The organism is Flavobacterium shii (assembly GCF_025847235.1).
In the GTDB taxonomy this organism is placed as follows: Bacteria; Bacteroidota; Bacteroidia; order Flavobacteriales; family Flavobacteriaceae; genus Flavobacterium; species Flavobacterium shii.
Map to the genome: position 1 here is coordinate 122,340 of NZ_JAOZEW010000002.1, position 21,127 is coordinate 143,466.

Annotated in this window: 16 protein-coding genes and 4 tRNA genes; 2 read left to right on the forward strand and 18 right to left on the reverse strand. The window is 34.2% G+C overall.

What is annotated here, in order from left to right; genetic code table 11:
* Positions 1–5 precede the first annotated feature (5 nt).
* Positions 6–1,436, reverse strand: coding sequence for a peptidylprolyl isomerase (locus OIU83_RS02625; RefSeq protein WP_264204726.1), 1,431 nt, complete (start codon positions 1,434–1,436; stop codon positions 6–8).
* Positions 1,437–2,015: 579 nt separating this feature from the next.
* Between OIU83_RS02625 and OIU83_RS02630 the strand changes: the two genes are divergently transcribed.
* Together OIU83_RS02630 and OIU83_RS02635 are read left to right on the forward strand one after the other, a co-directional pair.
* Positions 2,016–3,449, forward strand: coding sequence for an alpha-amylase (locus OIU83_RS02630; protein WP_264204727.1), 1,434 nt, complete (start codon positions 2,016–2,018; stop codon positions 3,447–3,449).
* A gap of 174 nt (positions 3,450–3,623) precedes the next feature.
* Entirely contained in the window at positions 3,624–5,213 is a 1,590-nt protein-coding gene (locus tag OIU83_RS02635; protein ID WP_264204728.1) for a peptide chain release factor 3, read from the forward strand.
* A 283-nt stretch (positions 5,214–5,496) separates the two neighbouring features.
* On the opposite strand, the gene OIU83_RS02640 is transcribed toward OIU83_RS02635, so the two are convergent.
* The 17 genes from OIU83_RS02640 to rpsU form a co-directional block, all read right to left on the reverse strand.
* Entirely contained in the window at positions 5,497–5,808 is a 312-nt protein-coding gene (locus tag OIU83_RS02640) for a DUF3467 domain-containing protein (protein ID WP_264204729.1), read from the reverse strand.
* Positions 5,809–5,861: 53 nt separating this feature from the next.
* Positions 5,862–10,175 (reverse strand): DNA-directed RNA polymerase subunit beta', encoded by a 4,314-nt coding sequence (rpoC, locus tag OIU83_RS02645; RefSeq protein ID WP_264204730.1) that lies wholly within the window; start codon positions 10,173–10,175, stop codon positions 5,862–5,864.
* 285 nt (positions 10,176–10,460) lie between these two features.
* Positions 10,461–14,273, reverse strand: coding sequence for a DNA-directed RNA polymerase subunit beta (gene rpoB / locus OIU83_RS02650; RefSeq protein ID WP_039111370.1), 3,813 nt, complete (start codon positions 14,271–14,273; stop codon positions 10,461–10,463).
* 263 nt (positions 14,274–14,536) lie between these two features.
* A complete protein-coding gene (gene rplL / locus OIU83_RS02655) occupies positions 14,537–14,905 on the reverse strand; it encodes a 50S ribosomal protein L7/L12 (protein WP_039111372.1) in 369 nt (122 codons plus the stop codon).
* 94 nt (positions 14,906–14,999) lie between these two features.
* The gene (gene rplJ, locus OIU83_RS02660) at positions 15,000–15,500 is read right to left on the reverse strand and encodes a 50S ribosomal protein L10 (RefSeq protein WP_264204731.1); all 501 of its coding nucleotides are present in this window, start codon (positions 15,498–15,500) and stop codon (positions 15,000–15,002) included.
* 22 nt (positions 15,501–15,522) lie between these two features.
* Positions 15,523–16,212, reverse strand: coding sequence for a 50S ribosomal protein L1 (rplA, locus tag OIU83_RS02665; protein WP_264204732.1), 690 nt, complete (start codon positions 16,210–16,212; stop codon positions 15,523–15,525).
* Between the two features lie 13 nt (positions 16,213–16,225).
* Positions 16,226–16,663 (reverse strand): 50S ribosomal protein L11, encoded by a 438-nt coding sequence (gene rplK, locus OIU83_RS02670; RefSeq protein ID WP_035619182.1) that lies wholly within the window; start codon positions 16,661–16,663, stop codon positions 16,226–16,228.
* Positions 16,664–16,730: 67 nt separating this feature from the next.
* A complete protein-coding gene (gene nusG / locus OIU83_RS02675) occupies positions 16,731–17,282 on the reverse strand; it encodes a transcription termination/antitermination protein NusG (protein WP_039111377.1) in 552 nt (183 codons plus the stop codon).
* A gap of 10 nt (positions 17,283–17,292) precedes the next feature.
* Positions 17,293–17,490, reverse strand: coding sequence for a preprotein translocase subunit SecE (secE, locus tag OIU83_RS02680; protein WP_264204733.1), 198 nt, complete (start codon positions 17,488–17,490; stop codon positions 17,293–17,295).
* Positions 17,491–17,506: 16 nt separating this feature from the next.
* Positions 17,507–17,577, reverse strand: a tRNA-Trp gene (locus OIU83_RS02685).
* A gap of 58 nt (positions 17,578–17,635) precedes the next feature.
* A complete protein-coding gene (tuf, locus tag OIU83_RS02690) occupies positions 17,636–18,823 on the reverse strand; it encodes an elongation factor Tu (protein WP_264204734.1) in 1,188 nt (395 codons plus the stop codon).
* Between the two features lie 55 nt (positions 18,824–18,878).
* Positions 18,879–18,950: transfer RNA gene (locus OIU83_RS02695), tRNA-Thr, on the reverse strand.
* Between the two features lie 117 nt (positions 18,951–19,067).
* A tRNA-Tyr gene (locus OIU83_RS02700) sits at positions 19,068–19,148 on the reverse strand.
* A 55-nt stretch (positions 19,149–19,203) separates the two neighbouring features.
* Positions 19,204–19,277 (reverse strand) — tRNA-Thr (locus tag OIU83_RS02705).
* Positions 19,278–19,367: 90 nt separating this feature from the next.
* Positions 19,368–19,670: a ribosome hibernation-promoting factor, HPF/YfiA family gene (hpf, locus tag OIU83_RS02710; RefSeq protein ID WP_264204735.1), complete on the reverse strand. Its 303-nt coding sequence runs from the start codon at positions 19,668–19,670 to the stop codon at positions 19,368–19,370.
* A 34-nt stretch (positions 19,671–19,704) separates the two neighbouring features.
* On the reverse strand, positions 19,705–20,598 hold the full coding sequence (locus OIU83_RS02715) for a tyrosine-type recombinase/integrase (RefSeq protein ID WP_264204736.1): 894 nt from the start codon (positions 20,596–20,598) through the stop codon (positions 19,705–19,707).
* 74 nt (positions 20,599–20,672) lie between these two features.
* On the reverse strand, positions 20,673–20,867 hold the full coding sequence (gene rpsU / locus OIU83_RS02720) for a 30S ribosomal protein S21 (RefSeq protein ID WP_039111382.1): 195 nt from the start codon (positions 20,865–20,867) through the stop codon (positions 20,673–20,675).
* Positions 20,868–21,127 lie beyond the last annotated feature (260 nt).

Consider the following 21,127-nt stretch of genomic DNA (forward strand, 5'->3'; position numbering starts at 1 on the left):
AAAAATTATTTTTTCAGCCAATTATTAGTAAAAGCACAATCTCTGTATTCACCAATAATTTTAATATAAGTTTCTTTTATTTTTTCATCAAACCATTTAGCGATTGCTTTAATTTGTTTTTCTTTTAAAGCCAAATCTTTAATCTTGATGTAATCTTTACCGTAATCGGCAGTATGCTCTTCAATTCTTTTAGTAACAGTAATTAATTTGTAACTTTTTTTGCCTTGAGGATCTGTATCTAAAACTGGTTGCGAAACTTCGTCGTCCTTTAAATTTGAAACCTGAGTATATAAAGTTGGATCCATTTTTGTCAATTCAAAACGAGTATCTTGTGTGTTTGGATTAATCAAAACACCACCATTAGCACGAGTTTCCTTTTCATCTGATTCCGTTCTTGCTGCTTCTGCAAAAGTAACTTTCTTGTCGATGATCTTTTGTCTGATTACATTAATTCTTTCTTTAGCCTCTTTCAAAGCATCTTCAGATACCGTTGGAGCAATTAAAATATGACGTAACTCAACCTCCTGCCCTTTAATTTTATCAATTTTTATAATATGATATCCATAAATTGTTTCGAAAGGAACTGAAATCTCTCCTTCCTGAAGACTAAAAGCTACATCTTTAAATTCTTTTACAAAAGCAGTTTTTCTAGTCATCTTGTAATACCCTCCATTTGGAGAAGAACTAGGGTCCTGAGAATATAAAACAGCTTTGGTCGCAAAACTAGCTCCATCCTCAACATCTTTTTTAATACCATTTAAACGATCAATTACTTTTTTCTTTTCCACATCCGAAATTTTAGGATGAACAACAATTTGCGCTACTTCCATTTCAGCTCCAAAAACTGGCAATTCTTCTTTAGGTATTTTTTTGAAGAAGTTACGAACTTCCTCTGGAGTGATTTCTACTCCGTCAATAATTTTCTTCTGCATTTCAGAAGCCAATTTTTGCTCTTTCAAGATGTCAGCAAAATAAGTTTTAAATTCCTCAACAGAATTCTTTTTGTAATACTGAACTACTTTATTTATATCTCCGATTTGTTGAACCATATAATTTAATCGCTCATCCATCATACCTTTAACTTCGGCATCACTTACAATAATACTATCCTGAACTGCTTGATGTGCATATAATTTATCTTCTAGAAGTTTTCCAAGCATTTGACATCTTGTAACATCTTTTATAGACCCACCTTGGCTTGCAATTTCTAAATATCCTTTATCGATATCCGAATCCAAAATAATGTAATCACCTACAGTAGCGATAATACCATCAATTTTTTGTTTCTGATTACTTTTAACTTCAACTGGTTTTACTGCAACAGGATCTTTAATAATTTCTTGCGCTCTGGTTAGCGTATTGAAAAGAAGCAAAAAACTTATTGTTAACACAAATTGACAATTGATAGTTTTTAATCGTAATTTTTTTAATAGCATTATTTTAAAATTTAATTTAATGTAAAGTAGCTTTTATTATCCAGCATTATTTAGGTTATAAATATAGTAAACCAAATATTTCAATATATATTTTAAATGTTCAGAAAATAAAATCTTTACAAATCTAACAAACATTGCTTTATTAACTTATAACGAACAAAAATAACAATTCAATCACATAATACAAGTTTCCTTATTACTATTAACAAAAAATTATATGCTGTTAAAAAAATTATAATAGCTACAGTTAATCGCTTCAAATTTTTAAAACATCTGTAAGCATACTCTCATGCATATTATTATTTACAATTGTATCTCTGTCAACCCTGAAAAACTCAAACAAAACACAATTAAATAGCTTATTTCTAAATAAATACATTAAAGTTTTCAACACTACAACGTTTTCGTTACGTAAATAAAATTACGACATGTTGAAAAAACCAATATTTACATACATTAGATGAATAATTAACATTATTAGACTAGTTATTATACAGATTAAACATTTTTTTAATCCAATTTTATAGCTAATCGTAATTCAATTACCCAAATCTATATTTAACCTAAAATCATTTAACTATGAAAAAACAAATTGTAACGGTTTATCTAATTACAGCTTTGGCTGCACTTTTCTATTCGTGCAGCTCAAATGAAAATGCAGAATCTGAAATTCAAGCTGCAAATTCCCAATTTAAGGTTATTAACGTAACACATCACGATGGACATCCGTTTAGCACTGGAACTTCTACTACAGGAAAATATGTTGCAAATCCTGGCGGCGGAGTAATGATACAAGCATTTTACTGGGACGTTCCTGCTGGTGGAACCTGGTGGAATACGATCAATACTAAAATTACAGATTGGTCAAATGCCGGAATTGGTTCAATTTGGCTACCACCAGCATCAAAAGCTCAAAACGGTGCTTTTTCGATGGGATACGATCCTACCGATTATTTTGATTTTGGAGATTACAATCAAAATGGCTCAGTAGAAACCCGATTTGGTTCCAAAACAGAATTGGTTAGTCTGATAACCAAAGTACATACTGAAAACATGCAAGTATATGCCGATATTGTAATTAATCATAATAGCGGAGGACAATCAGAAGCGAATCCTTTTACTGGAACCAATACCTGGACCAACTTTAGCGGAGTTGCTTCAGGAAAATTCACTCGTAATTATAATGACTTTTATAAAAATAGTTACGGTAATAATGACGAAGGTTCATTTGGCGGTTTCCCGGATTTATGCCACGCAAATCCTCATGTACAAGATTGGTTATGGCTTAGAGCTGATGGAGTTGGTAAATATTATAAAAATACCATGAAATTTGATGGTTGGAGATTTGATTACGTAAAAGGATTTGGTGCGTGGGTTGTAAACGCTTGGAATGCTAATGTAGGCGGCTTTTCGGTTGGCGAATTATGGGATTCGAATGTAAATGTATTAAATGACTGGGCTAATAATGCCAATAGTTCTGTTTTTGATTTTGCTTGTTATTATAAAATGAATGATGCCTTTGATGGAAATAATCTTGCCTTATTAAATGATGATATGATGTGGAAAAGAAACCCTTACAAAGCTGTTACTTTTGTTACAAATCATGATACCGACGAGATTTCGAACAAATTACTGGCTTATTCCTATATTTTAACTCACGAAGGATATCCTACAATTTTTTATAGAGACTACGAAGAATGGTTGGATAAAAACAAATTAAACAACCTTATATGGATACACAATAATAAAGCCACCGGAACAACTTCTATATTATACTCTGACGATGATGAATATATTGCCAGAAGAAATGGATATAACGGAAACCCGGGATTAGTAGTATACATCAATAATTCGACATCATGGCAAGAAAGATGGATCCAAACAAACTGGGCAAACGCTCAAATTAAGGATTTTACCGGAGCATCAACCTGGTACCCAACAACACAAGCCGATAAATGGGTTAAAATTCAATGTCCCCCAAAAGGATATTCTGTTTGGTCTATAAATAACTAATACGATCCAAAAATTACATTTAATTTTGAGGCTGATTTAAATAATCAGCCTCTTTTTTATTTAAAAACACAAATAATAGTAACGAATTATCTAAACCAAACAAACTTAAATTAGAAGCTAATATTTTTATTAAGCCGTAATTAATAGTACTTTTGCAAACTATTGATATTAAATATGAGCTTTTTAAAAGAAATACAACGTAGAAGAACATTTGGAATTATTTCGCATCCCGATGCTGGAAAAACAACATTAACCGAAAAACTATTGTTATTTGGTGGTGCTATCCAGGAAGCAGGAGCGGTAAAAAACAATAAAATAAAAAAAGGGGCTACCAGCGATTTCATGGAAATCGAGCGTCAGAGAGGAATTTCGGTTTCTACATCTGTATTAGCTTTTAACTATAAAGACAAAAAAATTAACATCCTTGACACACCTGGTCACAAGGATTTTGCCGAAGATACTTTTAGAACTTTAACCGCCGTAGATAGTGTAATCGTAGTTATTGACGTTGCAAAAGGGGTTGAGGAACAAACCGAAAAATTAGTTTCTGTATGTAGAATGCGTAAAATTCCGATTATTGTTTTTATAAACAAATTAGATCGTGAAGGTAAAGATGCATTCGATTTAATGGATGAAGTAGAGCAAAAATTAGGATTAACTGTTACTCCATTAAGTTTCCCTATCGGGATGGGATATGATTTTCAGGGAATTTACAACCTTTGGGAACAAAACATCAATCTTTTTAGCGGTGATAGCCGTAAAAACATTGAAGAAACTATAGCTTTCTCTGATGTTAAAAATCCTGAACTGGAAAAAATTATTGGTCAAAAACCTGCTGATAGACTTCGTGAAGAATTAGAACTAATTGATGAAGTATATCCTAAATTTGATCGTCAGGATTATTTAGACGGAAAATTGCAACCAGTATTCTTTGGTTCTGCTTTAAATAACTTTGGAGTACGTGAATTATTAGATTGTTTTGTTACAATTGCGCCTTCACCGAGGCCAAAAGATTCAGAAACTCGTCTGGTTGATCCAACTGAAGAAAAAATGACTGGTTTTGTATTTAAAATACATGCCAACATGGATCCTAAACATAGAGACCGTTTAGCATTTATAAAAATTGTTTCTGGAACTTTCGAAAGAAACAAACCTTATTACCATGTTCGTCAAAAGAAAAATTTAAAATTCTCTAGTCCAAATGCATTTTTTGCTGAGAAAAAAGAAATTGTAGATATTTCATATCCTGGTGATATTGTTGGTTTACATGATACTGGAAATTTTAAAATAGGCGATACATTGACCGAAGGAGAAGTTATGAGTTTCAAAGGAATTCCAAGTTTCTCTCCGGAACACTTTAGATACATTAATAATGCCGACCCAATGAAAGCTAAGCAATTAGACAAAGGTGTCGATCAATTAATGGACGAAGGTGTCGCTCAGTTATTTACCCTTGAAATGAACAACCGTAAAGTTATTGGAACCGTAGGAGCACTTCAATACGAGGTAATCCAATACCGTTTGGAACATGAATATGGGGCAAAATGTACCTATGAAAATTTCCCAGTACATAAAGCATGTTGGGTAAAACCAGATGATGCCAAAAATGATGAATTCAAAGAATTTAAACGTATCAAACAAAAATTCTTAGCAAAAGATAAATATGGTCAATTAGTATTTCTAGCCGATTCTGACTTTACAATACAGATGACTCAAAATAAATATCCAAGTGTAAAATTATTTTTCACTTCAGAATTTGAATAATTATCTGATTCGAAATTATATAAAAAAAGCGCTACTTTTAAAAAGTAGCGCTTTTTTTGAATTCTGAATTAATAAAATAACCTCTAGTATTCAATTTTAGGAAGTTGCAATTTAAAATAATGAATCCTAAGAGTGAAATTTAATCGATTAAGTGAATTAAAATCAGATAAACTACCTATTTAAGCAATATCTAACCGCTAATACCTCAAATATTTACACCGAGTTCACCAAATTAAATGCTATAAAAAAGCCTCAAATTTAATTTGAGGCTCTTCTTTTAAAATTATGCTTGTCCCGCAGGACCGAAATTAAGCGGTATTGGTACTTGTTCAGTTTCTTTAATTTCGCCATGAGCGACTTCAAAACGATGAATGTTTTCACCAATAGCTTTTAACAATCGTTTAGCATGTTGTGGTGTCAAGACAATTCTTGACTTTACCTTGGCTTTAGGAATACCCGGCATAATACTTACAAAATCTAAAACAAACTCTGAAGATGAATGATTTATAATTGCTAAATTAGAATAAATTCCTTCAGCGATTTTCTCATCTAACTCTATATTAATTTGCTCTTGTTGTTGATTAATATTGCTCATAAATTTATAATTTTTTCCATTTCCCTCTCCTTTGGAGAGGGTTAGGGTGAGGATTAATAAATATATTCTTCTTTATTAGCCATCATTTCATTGTAATCATCTTTAGAACCTACAATTGTATGATCGTATTCTCTCATACCTGTTCCTGCAGGAATTCTATGTCCAACAATTACATTTTCTTTTAATCCTTCTAAATAATCTACTTTACCAGCTACTGCAGCTTCGTTAAGTACTTTCGTTGTTTCTTGGAAAGAAGCAGCAGAAATGAATGATTTAGTTTGTAACGAAGCTCTTGTAATACCTTGTAAAACTGGCGTTGCAGTTGCAGTAATTACATCTCTTGCTACAACAAGATTTTTATCTGTACGTTTCAATAATGAATTTTCATCACGTAAATCACGAGGAGAAATAATCTGACCCGCTTTTAATACGCTAGAATCTCCAGAATCTTCAACTACTTTCATACCATATAATTTATCGTTTTGAACGATAAAATCTTTAGTATGAATCAATTGATCTTCTAAGAACAAAGTATCACCTGGATCTTGTACTCTTACTTTACGCATCATTTGACGAATAACAACCTCGAAGTGTTTGTCATTGATTTTTACCCCTTGTAAACGGTATACCTCTTGAATTTCATTTACCAAGTACTGTTGAACAGCAGCTGGACCTTGAATTCTTAAAATATCGTCTGGAGTAATAGCACCGTCTGACAATGGTACACCTGCTCTAACGAAGTCATTTTCCTGAACTAGAATTTGGCTTGATAATTTAACCAAGTATTTTCTAACATCACCAAATTTAGATTCGATAACGATCTCACGGTTACCTCTTTTGATTTTTCCAAAAGAAACAACACCATCAATCTCAGAAACTACAGCTGGGTTCGAAGGATTACGAGCCTCTAACAACTCAGTAATTCTAGGCAAACCTCCAGTAATATCCCCTGATTTAGAAGAACGACGTGGGATTTTTACCAATACTTTACCAGCTTTAATTTTCTCACCGTTTTCAACCATCAAGTGGGCTCCAACAGGTAAGTTATAAGAACGAATTAATTCACCTTCTTTACCGTAAACTAATAAAGTTGGGATTAATTTTTTAGCTCTAGATTCAGAAATTACTTTTTCCTGGAAACCAGTTTGCTCATCAATTTCAACCATGAACGATTGACCTTGCTCTAAATCTTCGTAAGCAATTTTACCAGTAAACTCAGAAACGATAACTCCATTATATGGATCCCATTTACAGATCACATCACCTTTAACAACCGATTGACCATCTTTTACAAAGATACTTGAACCGTAAGGAATGTTGTTTGTACTTAATAAGATACCTGTTCTTTCATCAATTAATTTCAATTCAGTAGAACGAGATACTACAATATCAACTGCATTACCTTCATTATCCTCACCTTTAACAGTTTTTAAATCTTCGATTTCTAGTTTACCATTAAATCTTGTAACGATACTAGATTCTTCAGATATACCACCCGCAACCCCTCCAACGTGGAAAGTACGTAATGTTAACTGTGTACCTGGTTCTCCAATAGACTGAGCTGCAATTACTCCAACTGCTTCTCCTCTTTGAGTCATTTTACCAGTAGCTAAGTTTCTACCGTAACATCTAGCGCAAATACCTTTAAGCGCTTCACAAGTTAATGGAGAACGAACTTCAACTTTCTCCACTGGAGAAGCCTCAATTGCTTTCATTATTGCTTCTGTGATTTGCTCACCAGATCTTACTAAATAGTCACTAGTTAAAGGATTAATTACATCTTGCAATGCAACACGTCCTAAAATTCTTTCTCCTAATGATTCTACAATCTCTTCATTCTTTTTCAATGCAGAAACTTCAACTCCTCTAAGAGTACCACAATCCTCAATGTTAACAATAACATCTTGAGAAACGTCATGTAATCTTCTAGTTAAGTAACCAGCATCGGCAGTTTTAAGAGCCGTATCCGCAAGACCTTTACGAGCACCGTGAGTAGAGATAAAGTACTCAAGGATAGAAAGACCTTCCTTAAAGTTAGAAAGAATCGGGTTTTCAATAATCTCACCACCACCAGCATTAGATTTTTTAGGCTTAGCCATCAAACCACGCATACCAGTTAACTGACGAATTTGTTCCTTAGAACCCCTCGCCCCAGAGTCAAGCATCATATACACCGAGTTGAAACCTTGTTGGTCTTCTCTAATGTTTTTCATTGCTAATTCTGTAAGCTGTGCATTCGCTGAAGTCCAAACATCAATAACTTGGTTGTAACGCTCGTTATTGGTAATAAGACCCATGTTATAATTTACAGAAATACCTTCAACTTGCTCTCTGGCATCTGCAATTAATTTTGGTTTTTGATCTGGAATTCTAATATCTCCAAGAGAGAATGATAAACCACCTTTAAAAGCGAATTTATAACCCATATCTTTCATATTGTCCAAGAAGGCAGCAGTAGTAGGTACATTAGTCGCGCTTAAAACGTGTCCAATAATATCTCTAAGGTTTTTCTTAGTCAATACATCATTGATATATCCTGCAGCTTCTGGTACCACTTCATTAAACAATACACGACCAGCGGTAGTTTTAATAATTTGATACACTAATTCTCCAGCTTCATTAAAATCTTTTGCTCTAATTCTCACTGAAGCATTTAATTCTAATCTTCCTTCGTTCAATGCAATATTTACTTCTTCTGCAGAGTAAAAAGTTAAGCCTTCACCTAAAATTTTAAGTTCTGGAGTAGAAAGACGTTCTTTGGTCATATAGTATAGACCCAAGACCATATCCTGAGAAGGTACAGTAATTGGCGCACCGTTAGCAGGGTTCAAGATATTGTGAGAAGCCAACATCAATAATTGAGCTTCCAAAATAGCCTCTGGCCCTAATGGTAAGTGTACCGCCATTTGATCCCCATCAAAATCGGCATTAAACGCCGTACAAACTAATGGGTGCAATTGGATTGCTTTTCCTTCAATTAATTTTGGTTGGAATGCCTGGATACCTAATCTGTGTAACGTAGGAGCACGATTCAGTAATATTGGGTGACCTTTAATTACATTTTCAAGGATATCCCAAACTACAGGCTCTTTTTTGTCTATAATTTTCTTAGCAGATTTTACCGTTTTAACAATACCTCTTTCTATCAATTTACGGATAACAAAAGGTTTGTATAATTCTGATGCCATATCTTTAGGGATACCACATTCGAATAATTTTAATTCCGGTCCAACAACAATTACCGAACGAGCAGAATAATCCACACGTTTTCCAAGTAAGTTTTGACGGAAACGTCCTTGCTTACCTTTTAATGAATCTGATAATGATTTTAATGGTCTGTTTGATTCTGTTTTAACAGCAGAAGCTTTACGAGTATTATCAAATAATGAATCTACAGATTCTTGTAACATACGTTTTTCGTTTCTTAAGATAACTTCTGGAGCTTTAATCTCCATTAATCTTTTCAAACGGTTGTTACGTATAATTACACGACGGTATAAATCATTTAAATCTGAAGTTGCAAAACGACCTCCATCAAGTGGCACAAGCGGACGTAATTCTGGTGGAATAACAGGAACCACTTTCATAATCATCCATTCTGGACGGTTTTCACGGTTTAAGTTAGACTCACGGAAAGACTCAACTACTTGTAATCTTTTTAATGCTTCTGTTTTACGTTGTTTAGATGTTTCATTGTTAGCACTGTGTCTTAGTTGGTAAGATAACTCATCTAAGTCAATACGAGCCAATAAATCCATAATACACTCTGCTCCCATTTTGGCAACAAATTTATTAGGATCAAAATCATCTAAATATTGGTTATCTTGAGGAAGAGAATCTAAAATATTTAAATATTCTTCTTCAGTTAAAAAGTCTAATCTTTGTAAAGATTCACCATCTGCATTTTTAGCAATACCTGCTTGAATTACTACATATCTTTCGTAGTAAATAATCATATCTAATTTCTTAGAAGGAAGTCCAAGGATATAACCAATTTTATTAGGAAGAGAACGGAAATACCAGATGTGAGCGATTGGCACAACAAGGTTGATGTGTCCTACTCTATCACGACGTACTTTTTTCTCAGTAACTTCAACACCACAACGGTCACATATAATACCTTTGTAACGAATTCTTTTATATTTACCACAAGCACATTCAAAATCCTTAACAGGTCCGAAGATTCTTTCGCAAAAAAGTCCATCACGCTCTGGCTTGTGCGTTCTGTAGTTGATTGTTTCTGGTTTCAACACCTCTCCTCTTGACTCTTTCAAGATAGATTCTGGTGAAGCTAATCCTATCGAGATTTTATTAAATCTTTTAACTGGATTTTTATCTTTATTATTATTATTTCTATTATTCATCATAGTTTTTACTATTGATTTATTTGCTATTAAAAATTGATTTTAGATAATCTACATCTTTTAAAAGTTACCTTACAAAAGATTTAAATCATTACGCTGCTACCTCGGGTTACTTCTCTAAACTTCAAACACAATTTTTGAAGCGCTAGTTATAAAATGCCTGGCATTACTATAAAAAATCGGAACGGGTTACGGGTATAAATCTTAAAAACTCAAACTTCACTAAACAGCTTAAGTCTCAGCTTTCGGTTTACAACCGAATACTGAGACTATCACTGAATTTTATTTTTATTCTTCTAGACGAATATCAAGTCCAAGACCTTTCAATTCGTGCATCAATACATTGAATGATTCTGGCAAACCTGGTTCTGGCATAGACTCTCCCTTAACGATTGCTTCGTAAGTTTTAGCTCTACCAATAACATCATCAGACTTAACAGTTAAGATTTCACGTAGTGTACTTGACGCTCCATAAGCCTCAAGTGCCCAAACCTCCATCTCTCCAAAACGTTGACCCCCAAATTGAGCTTTACCTCCAAGTGGTTGTTGAGTAATCAACGAGTATGGTCCGATAGAACGTGCGTGCATCTTATCATCTACCATGTGTCCTAATTTCAACATGTAGATTACACCTACAGTTGCTCTTTGGTGGAAACGTTCTCCAGTTCCTCCATCATACAAATAAGTATGACCGAATCTTGGTATTCCCGCTTCGTCAGTCAATTCATTGATTTGATCTAAAGTAGCACCATCAAAAATTGGAGTAGCAAATTTTCTACCTAAATTTTGTCCTGCCCAACCTAAAACCGTTTCATAAATTTGACCGATGTTCATACGAGATGGTACCCCAAGTGGATTCAACACGATATCTACAGGTGTTCCGTCTTCAAGGAAAGGCATATCTTCATGACGAACGATTCTTGCAACAATACCTTTGTTACCGTGACGTCCTGCCATTTTATCCCCTACTTTCAACTTACGTTTTTTAGCAATATAAATTTTTGCTAATTTCAAGATTCCTGCTGGTAATTCATCTCCAACAGTAATAGTGAATTTCTCTCTTCTTAAAGATCCTTGTAAGTCATTCAGCTTAATTTTATAGTTATGAATTAAATCATTAACCATTTTATTAGTTGCATCATCTGCAACCCACTGACCTTTACTTAAGTGAGCAAAATCCTCTACTGCATAAAGCATTTTTTGAGTATATTTTTTACCTTTTGGTAAAACTTCTTCACCCAAATCATTCATTACACCTTGAGATGTTTTTCCGTTAACGATCAAGAATAATTTTTCAACCAATCTGTCTTTTAATTCAACAAATTTAGTTTCAAATTCCATTTCCAAAGCACCTAAAGCGTCTTTGTCCTGAGTACGTTTACGTTTATCTTTTACGGCTCTTGCAAATAATTTTTTGTCAAGAACTACACCATGTAAAGAAGGAGAAGCTTTTAATGAAGCATCTTTAACATCACCTGCTTTATCACCGAAGATTGCTCTAAGCAATTTCTCTTCAGGAGTAGGATCTGATTCTCCTTTTGGAGTAATTTTTCCGATAAGAATGTCACCAGGTTTAACCTCGGCTCCAATTCTAATCATACCGTTTTCATCTAAATCTTTAGTAGCTTCTTCAGAAACGTTAGGAATATCATTAGTTAACTCTTCGTTACCTAATTTAGTATCTCTAACTTCTAATGAATAATCATCTACGTGAATTGACGTAAAGATATCATCACGAACTACTTTTTCAGAAATTACAATCGCATCCTCAAAGTTATATCCTTTCCATGGCATAAACGCAACTTTTAGGTTACGCCCTAAAGCTAGTTCTCCATTTTGAGTAGCATATCCTTCTGATAATACTTGACCAAGTGCAACTCTATCACCTTTCTTAACGATTGGTTTCAAGTTAATACTTGTTCCTTGATTGGTTTTTCTAAATTTAATTAGATTATATGTTTTCTCATCAGACTCAAAACTAACCATTCTTTCTTCTTCAGAACGATCGTATTTGATAGTGATAATGTTTGCATCAACATATTCTACCGTTCCATCACCTTCAGCATTAATCAACACTCTTGAATCAGACGCAACTTGACGCTCTAAACCTGTTCCTACAATAGGAGCTTCAGGGCGAATTAAAGGTACTGCCTGACGCATCATGTTTGATCCCATCAAGGCTCTATTCGCATCATCATGCTCTAAGAAAGGAATCAAAGATGCAGAAATAGAAGCAATTTGATTTGGAGCAACGTCTGTATAATCTACCTGAGTTGGTTCGATTACTGGAAAATCACCTTCCTGACGCGCAATTACGTTATCAGCAATAATTTTTCCGGTTGCATCCATTTCGATGTTTGCCTGAGCAATCATCATTCCTTCTTCTTCTTCAGCACTTAAATATACTGGAGTAGTTTCAAGATCTACAACACCGTTAGTTACTTTTCGGTAAGGTGTTTCGATGAAACCCATTCCGTTAACTTTAGCATAAACACCAAGAGATGAAATCAAACCAATGTTTGGTCCCTCTGGAGTTTCAATTGGACATAAACGTCCATAATGCGTATAGTGAACGTCACGTACCTCAAAACCAGCTCTTTCTCTAGAAAGTCCACCTGGTCCAAGTGCAGATAATCTTCTTTTGTGCGTGATCTCAGCAAGTGGATTCGTTTGATCCATAAATTGAGACAACTGGTTAGTACCAAAGAAAGAGTTGATAACTGATGATAATGTTTTAGCATTGATCAAATCAATTGGTGTAAACACCTCGTTATCTCTAACGTTCATTCTCTCACGAATAGTTCTAGCCATACGTGCTAAACCAACACCGAATTGTTGAGACAATTGTTCTCCAACTGTTCTAACACGACGGTTTGATAAGTGATCAATATCATCAATCTCAGCTTTAGAGTTGATTAATTCAATCAAATATTTTACAATGGTAATGATATCTTCTTTGGTAAGCACTTGCTTTTCCATTGGGATATCTAAACCAAGTTTTTTGTTCATTCTATAACGACCAACTTCACCTAAGTTATAACGTTGATCAGAGAAGAACAATTTATCTATAATACCACGAGCAGTTTCCTCATCAGGCGGTTCTGCGTTACGCAACTGACGGTAAATATGCTCAACAGCTTCTTTTTCAGAGTTTGTTGGATCTTTTTGTAATGTATTGTGGATAATAGCATAATCTGCTTGATTATTATCCTCTTTATGTAACAAAATAGATTTTACGTTAGAATCGATGATTTCTTCAACATTATCTTTGTCGATAATAGTATCTCTATCAAGGATGATTTCGTTACGTTCGATAGAAACTACCTCACCAGTATCTTCATCAACGAAATCCTCATGCCAAGTGTTCAATACACGTGCAGCAAGTCTTCTTCCAATATATTTTTTAATTCCTGTTTTAGAAACTTTAATTTCTTCTGCAAGGTCGAAAATCTCAAGGATATCCTTATCTCTCTCGAATCCAATTGCACGGAATAAAGTTGTAACCGGTAATTTTTTCTTTCTATCGATATATGCGTACATTACGCTATTAATATCTGTAGAAAATTCTATCCAAGAACCTTTAAAAGGAATTACTCTGGCAGAATATAGTTTTGTTCCATTTGCGTGGAATGATTGTCCAAAGAAAACCCCAGGAGAACGGTGTAGTTGAGATACTACAACACGCTCAGCACCATTGATTACAAAAGTACCGCTTGGAGTCATATAAGGTATTGTTCCAAGATAAACATCTTGTACAATAGTTTCAAAATCTTCGTGTTCTGGATCTGTACAGTATAGTTTTAACCTGGCTTTTAAAGGCACACTATAAGTAAGACCTCTCTCTATACATTCTTGAATTGTATAACGTGGTGGATCAACAAAATAATCTAGGAACTCCAATACAAAGTTATTTCTTGTATCTGTAATTGGAAAGTTTTCCATGAAGGTGTTGTACAACCCTTCGTTGCCTCTTTCGTCAGATTTAGTTTCTAATTGAAAGAAATCTTTAAAAGATTTAACCTGAACATCAAGAAAATCTGGATATACAGGGATATTTTTTGTAGAGGCAAAATTCAATCTTTCAGTCTGATTTGTTATCATCAATGGACAAAATTTTGATTAAAAAAAAGTAGTTTTTGTGTAAAAACACATTGTTTAATTTAATACTTTCTTATTATAATCAATACATCTTTAAAAATAATCCGATAAAATTCGGTTCAATTTTTTTTCTTCGTATTGATCAAAAACTTTTTCGTATTTTAAACTATTTGATAATAAAACTTGATATATTTTATTATACGAAAAATGGTTTAGGCCATTGAGATAACTCAAGACCTAAACCTAGTTCTTAAAACTGAGTTGAATTATTTAAGCTCAACTACAGCTCCAGCTTCTTCTAATGATTTTTTAAGACCTTCAGCCTCTTCTTTAGAAACACCTTCTTTAACGTTACTTGGAGCACTATCAACTACATCTTTAGCTTCTTTAAGACCTAAACCTGTAAGTTCTTTTACCAATTTAACTACAGCTAATTTAGAAGCACCAGCTTCTTTCAATACAACTGTAAATTCAGTTTGTGCTTCTTCAGCAGCTACATCACCACCAGCAGCAACTACTACAGCTGCAGCAGCAGGCTCAATACCATACTCGTCTTTTAATATTGTTGCTAATTCGTTAACTTCTTTAACTGTTAGGTTAACTAATTGTTCTGCGAATTGTTTCAAATCTGCCATTTTTTCTATCGTTTAAAATGATTTGTAAAATATATTTTTTTTATTGTGCGCTAATTAAGCAGCAAGGAAATACAATCCCTTGCATTTGTAGTTATTATGCTTCTGCCTCTTCGCTGTTTGCGAATTGGTTTTGTAAAGCAGAGATAACTCTCTGAGCTGGAGATTGAAGTAATCCAATAAGTTCTCCAATAAGTTCTTCTTTAGATTTGATAGTTGCTAGTGCATCTAATTGATCATCTCCAATATAAACTTCTGCATTAATATATGCTCCTTTTAAAACTGGTTTATCAGATTTCTTACGGAAATCTTTGATAATTTTTCCAGGTCCATTTGCAACATCTGAAATAAATATAGCACTATTACCTGTCAATACTGAAGGTAAATCTCCATAGTCATTAGCAGAAGCTTCCATTGCTTTTGCAAGCAAAGTATTTTTTACAACCTCTAATTTAATACCTGCTTTAAAACAAGCTCTTCTCAAGTTTGAAGTTGTTTCTGCGTTCAATCCAGAAATATCAGATACATAAATAATATTTGTACCAGCTAACTGTGCAGTTAAATCTTCAATCGCGATTGATTTTTCTTCTCTAGTCATACTAAAAATTATTAACTACCAATTATACTGCTTTAGGGTCCAATGCAATTGCAGGACTCATAGTGCTTGTAAGGTGAATACCTTTAATATAGGTACCTTTAGCAGCAGTTGGTTTAAGTTTGATTAATGTTTGAATAATTTCGTGTGCGTTGTCAATAATTTGGTCAGCTCCAAAAGAAACTTTTCCAATTCCTGCATGCACGATTCCAGTTTTATCAACTTTAAAGTCAATTTTACCAGCTTTAACCTCTTGAACAGCTTTTGCAACATCCATAGTTACAGTACCTGTTTTAGGGTTTGGCATTAAACCTCTAGGTCCTAAAATACGACCTAATGGACCTAATTTACCCATTACAGCTGGCATAGTGATGATTACATCAACATCTGTCCAACCATCTTTTATTTTTTGTAAATAATCATCAAGACCTACATAGTCTGCTCCAGCTGCTAAAGCTTCTGCTTCTTTATCCGGAGTAACTAATGCTAATACTTTTACATCTTTTCCTGTTCCGTGAGGTAATGTTACTACACCTCTAACCATTTGATTCGCTTTTCTTGGATCTACACCCAAACGAACTGCGATATCAACAGACTCATCAAATTTTGCAGAAGCTATAACTTTTAATAATGCCGCAGCATCTTTAAGAGAATATAGTTTGTTCTTTTCAATTTTTGAAGCAGCCTCTTTTTGCTTTTTTGTCAATTTTGCCATGTCTTTCTCTTAATTAAAAAGGAGAATCTCCTGATACAGTTATACCCATAGATCTAGCTGTTCCAGCGACCATACTCATTGCAGACTCCATAGTGAATGCATTTAAGTCTGGCATCTTGTCTTCAGCAATAGCTCTAATTTGTTCCCAAGTAACACTAGCTACTTTTTTACGATTAGGCTCACCTGAACCAGATTTTAGCTTTGCAGCTTCCATTAACTGAACTGCTGCTGGAGGAGTTTTTACAACAAAATCAAATGATTTGTCTTTATACACAGTAATTTGTACTGGGCATATTTTGCCAGGTTTATCTTGTGTTCTAGCATTAAATTGCTTACAGAACTCCATGATATTAACCCCAGCAGCTCCTAAAGCAGGTCCAACCGGTGGCGACGGATTCGCAGCACCTCCCTTAACTTGTAGTTTAACTACCTTACTAATTTCTTTAGCCATTTTTTAAAAAATTTAACACTGCAATTATTGGAAGCAATTGTAGTGGATATTATAGATGTAACAAAAATTATACTTTTTCTACTTGCATAAAACTTAACTCTAATGGAGTTTTTCTTCCGAAAATCTTAACCATCACTTCAAGTTTACGCTTCTCTTCATTGATTTTCTCAACAGTTCCATTGAAACCGTTAAAAGGACCATCAATTACCTTAATTGTTTCTCCTAGGTTAAACGGAATTGAACGTGTATCTGTATTCACAGCCAGTTCATCTACCTTACCTAACATTCTATTTACCTCGGATAATCTAAGTGGAACAGGTTCACCACCTTTAATTTCACCTAAAAAACCAATTACACTAGTTATTGATTTAATAATATGAGGTATTTCACCAACTAAATTGGCTTCGATCATAACATAACCAGGAAAATATACCTTATCCTTAGCTATTTTTTTGCCCTCTTTTACAGTTACAACTTTTTCGGTAGGAACTAAAACCTGAGAGACATAATCACCCATACCTAATCTGGCAATTTCAGTTTCGATGTAAGCTTTGACTTTATTCTCTTGTCCACTTACTGCTCGAACGACATACCACTTTTTCACATTATTATCTGCCATTACAAAAAAATTACGCTTTTATCCAGTTAAAAAATCCAGCCAATGCTTTTGCAAAAAATTCATCTACTCCCCAAGTTGCCAAAGCGAATAAAACTGAAAATACAGCCACAATAATTGTCAATCGTTGGACTTCAGCCCAAGCCGGCCAAGTTACATTTGACTTCAATTCCTCGAATGCTTCTGATATGTAATTAACAACTTTTGTCATGATATATTTATTATTGCACGGGCGGAGGGATTCGAACCCCCATCAACGGTTTTGGAGACCGCTATTCTACCCTTGAACTACGCCCGTTTATATTAAAAACCAGTAGTAACCAAGTTACTACTGGTTCTATAATTTATTCAATAGATTACTCTACAATTTCAGTTACCTGGCCTGCACCTACAGTTCTACCACCTTCACGGATAGCAAAACGCAAACCTACGTTTAATGCGATTGGGCTTAACAAAGTAACATCAATAGTTAAGTTGTCCCCTGGCATAACCATTTCTACACCCGTTGGCAACATAATAACTCCTGTTACATCTGTTGTACGAACATAAAATTGTGGACGGTAATTATTGTGGAATGGTGTGTGACGACCACCTTCTTCTTTTTTCAAGATATAAACCTCTGCTTTAAACTTAGCGTGTGGTTTAACTGAACCTGGCTTACAAATAACCATTCCTCTTTTGATATCTTCTTTTTGAATACCTCTTAAAAGAATACCTACGTTATCTCCAGCTTCACCTCTATCAAGGATTTTACGGAACATCTCAACTCCTGTAATAGTAGAAGTTAATTTTTCAGCTCCCATACCAATGATTTCAACAGGATCTCCAGTATTAGCAACTCCAGTTTCGATACGACCTGTAGCAACAGTTCCACGACCTGTAATAGAGAATACATCTTCAACTGGCATCAAGAAAGGTTTTGCAACGTCTCTTACTGGCTCTTCGATCCAAGCATCAACAGCTTCCATCAATTCAAGAATTTTAGGAACCCAAGCAGGATCATTATTCAATCCTCCTAAAGCAGAACCTTGAACAACAGGACCGTTATCTCCATCATATTCATAGAAAGACAATAAGTCTCTAATTTCCATTTCAACAAGCTCTAACAACTCAGCATCATCAACCATATCCACTTTGTTCATAAAAACAACGATTCTTGGAATACCAACCTGACGACCTAATAGGATATGCTCACGAGTTTGTGGCATTGGACCATCTGTAGCAGCAACAACAAGAATAGCACCATCCATTTGAGCAGCACCTGTAACCATGTTCTTTACGTAATCCGCGTGACCAGGACAGTCAACGTGAGCGTAATGACGATTAGCAGTTTCATACTCAACGTGTGATGTATTAATTGTAATACCTCTTTCTTTCTCCTCTGGAGCGTTGTCGATTTGATCAAACGATTTTGCTTGACAGTAACCTGCATCAGACAATACTTTAGTAATTGCTGCAGTTAATGTAGTTTTTCCGTGATCCACGTGTCCAATTGTACCTATGTTTAAGTGCGGTTTGGAACGATTAAAATTCTCCTTTGCCATTTTACTTAATTTTTAATCTTAGTTATATATTAATTTTCAATTTCCTACTTACTTGAGCCAATGTCGGGAATTGAACCCGAGACCTCTTCCTTACCAAGGAAGCACTCTACCCCTGAGCTACACCGGCAGAGTTTCAATTTTAAATTCTAGACTCTTGATTTTAGATCAAAAACAAAAAGCGATCAAATTCATCTTTTGTTTCAGAAATCTAAATTCTGAAATCATTAATCTGAAATCAAAATTGTGGGGAGAGCAGGATTCGAACCTGCGAAGTTCACACAGCAGATTTACAGTCTGCCCTCGTTGGCCGCTTGAGTATCTCCCCAATTTTTTTATCAATAATTACACGAACAATTTCAAATCGCATTTGAAATATTTTGAGCCGGCGGAGGGACTCGAACCCACGACCTGCTGATTACAAATCAGCTGCTCTAGCCAACTGAGCTACGCTGGCAATATCAATAAAAAAGTCCGCTATTTCTAACGGACTGCAAATGTAGCTATTTTATCTTTGTATCAAAACTTTTTTTAAAAAAAATTTACATTAAATATGTGTTCTTACCTTTTCTTTCCTCTTTACTAACAATCGTTCTAGTGATTCCGCCGAAAGCTCAACTGCCTCTTCAAAAGTCTTACACTGCTTTTTTACTAAAAAATCATCTCCAGGAACATTAATTTTTATCTCAGCAATTTTATTCTCTTTATCACTAGTTTTTTCAACCTTCAAAAAAACATCTGCCGAAACCACCCGATCGTAATACTTTTCTAACTTATCCATTCTCTCTTGAACGAAATCTACTAATTTTCTGTCAACAGCAAAGTTAACCGCATGAACATTTACCTTCATAATAGTTATTTTAGGATTAAACATTTCAGAATTATTATTTATTTCTAGGATGGGCCTCCGCATAAACCTTTTTAAGCGCTACCAAACTGCTATGCGTATATACTTGCGTAGAAGCCAAACTTGAATGTCCCAACAATTCCTTAACTGAATTTAAATCGGCTCCGTTATTCAATAAATGAGTCGCAAACGTATGCCGTAAGACATGCGGACTCTTTTTTACCTTTTTGGAGACTTTACTAAAGTATGAATTTATTAATCGATAGACAAAGGTTTCATTTAATTTTAACCCTTTTTTAGTAATAAAAAAATATTCTTCATCGACAATGTTTTCAATACTTCCCCGCTCTTTTATATACATTAAAAATTGTGAAGTAATAACTGGTAAAATTGGAATAATCCGCTCCTTATTGCGCTTACCCAAGACTTTAATTACATTAGCAGACACATCAACATTACTCATCATCAATCCGATCAACTCCGCTCTTCGAATACCCGTCGTATAAAACAAATCAATCACCAATCTATTCCTGACCTCTTCAAAACCAACAGGATTATTCATTTGACTCATTATATCTACTAGCTCTTTTTCCGAAAACGGAATCTGTATCGTCTTAGGAACTTTCAACGCCTTATGCTTCAACATCGGATTAACTTCTATTTGCTTTGTTTTCAATAAAAACTTATAAAAAGCCTTTAAAGATGCCATTTTCCGATTAACAGAAACATTAGATATCTCACCATCCACAAGCAAAACTATCCAAGATCTAACCTGACTATAATTTACCTGATCAATATTCTCCTGATCAAAATGAAGTTTATTGAATGACTCAAAAGAAGTAATATCATTCATATAAGCATTCAGGGTATGTGAAGAATATTTTTTCTCCAACTGAAGATAGTCCTGAAATGCTTGTTTATTTGTTTTCATAAAATAAAAAACCGCTAGCATCAAAGTTATAAAATTTTGATGACTAACGGTATTTATTTGAATATAGATTTTATCTAACTCTCCAAGTTGTCTTTCATGTTTTGGATGTAAGCAGCTTTTTGAATTTTGATTCTATTTTTTACAGAAGGCTTAATAAAAGCAGTACGTGCTCTTAACTGACGAACAGTTCCTGTTTTATCAAATTTTCTTTTATAGCGCTTTAATGCTCTATCGATATTTTCTCCGTCTTTAATTGGTATAATTAACATAATATTGACACCCCCTTTCGTTAAGTGTGCAAAAGTATATATTAATTATGGATTATGAGTTATAAATTATAAATTATTTTTAAAGAAAGACTTTAGCCCTTATTTTTACAACAAATCCTCTACAGAAAATTCTACCATTATTACAAACACCTTATACCTTAAAGAAGTCATCCACTTTACAAAGCCCTATGATAACCATGAATGCGTGAGGGGTTGCAATGGAAATCCTTTTATGTTCTTCCTTTAAGAACATAAAAGAT

Bases quoted from the DNA above. Each gene is read 5' to 3' on its own strand.
- OIU83_RS02640 (WP_264204729.1), bottom strand. From the start codon at position 5,808: ATGAGCAATATTAATCAACAACAAGAGCAAATTAATATAGAGTTAGAT.
- OIU83_RS02625 (WP_264204726.1), bottom strand. From the start codon at position 1,436: ATGCTATTAAAAAAATTACGATTAAAAACTATCAATTGTCAATTTGTG.
- tuf (WP_264204734.1), bottom strand. From the start codon at position 18,823: ATGGCAAAGGAGAATTTTAATCGTTCCAAACCGCACTTAAACATAGGT.
- rplL (WP_039111372.1), bottom strand. From the start codon at position 14,905: ATGGCAGATTTGAAACAATTCGCAGAACAATTAGTTAACCTAACAGTT.
- rpoB (WP_039111370.1), bottom strand. From the start codon at position 14,273: ATGATAACAAATCAGACTGAAAGATTGAATTTTGCCTCTACAAAAAAT.
- OIU83_RS02635 (WP_264204728.1), top strand. From the start codon at position 3,624: ATGAGCTTTTTAAAAGAAATACAACGTAGAAGAACATTTGGAATTATT.
- rplA (WP_264204732.1), bottom strand. From the start codon at position 16,212: ATGGCAAAATTGACAAAAAAGCAAAAAGAGGCTGCTTCAAAAATTGAA.
- rplK (WP_035619182.1), bottom strand. From the start codon at position 16,663: ATGGCTAAAGAAATTAGTAAGGTAGTTAAACTACAAGTTAAGGGAGGT.
- nusG (WP_039111377.1), bottom strand. From the start codon at position 17,282: ATGGCAGATAATAATGTGAAAAAGTGGTATGTCGTTCGAGCAGTAAGT.
- OIU83_RS02715 (WP_264204736.1), bottom strand. From the start codon at position 20,598: ATGAAAACAAATAAACAAGCATTTCAGGACTATCTTCAGTTGGAGAAA.
- hpf (WP_264204735.1), bottom strand. From the start codon at position 19,670: ATGAAGGTAAATGTTCATGCGGTTAACTTTGCTGTTGACAGAAAATTA.
- secE (WP_264204733.1), bottom strand. From the start codon at position 17,490: ATGACAAAAGTTGTTAATTACATATCAGAAGCATTCGAGGAATTGAAG.
- rpsU (WP_039111382.1), bottom strand. From the start codon at position 20,867: ATGTTAATTATACCAATTAAAGACGGAGAAAATATCGATAGAGCATTA.
- OIU83_RS02630 (WP_264204727.1), top strand. From the start codon at position 2,016: ATGAAAAAACAAATTGTAACGGTTTATCTAATTACAGCTTTGGCTGCA.
- rpoC (WP_264204730.1), bottom strand. From the start codon at position 10,175: ATGATGAATAATAGAAATAATAATAATAAAGATAAAAATCCAGTTAAA.
- rplJ (WP_264204731.1), bottom strand. From the start codon at position 15,500: ATGACTAGAGAAGAAAAATCAATCGCGATTGAAGATTTAACTGCACAG.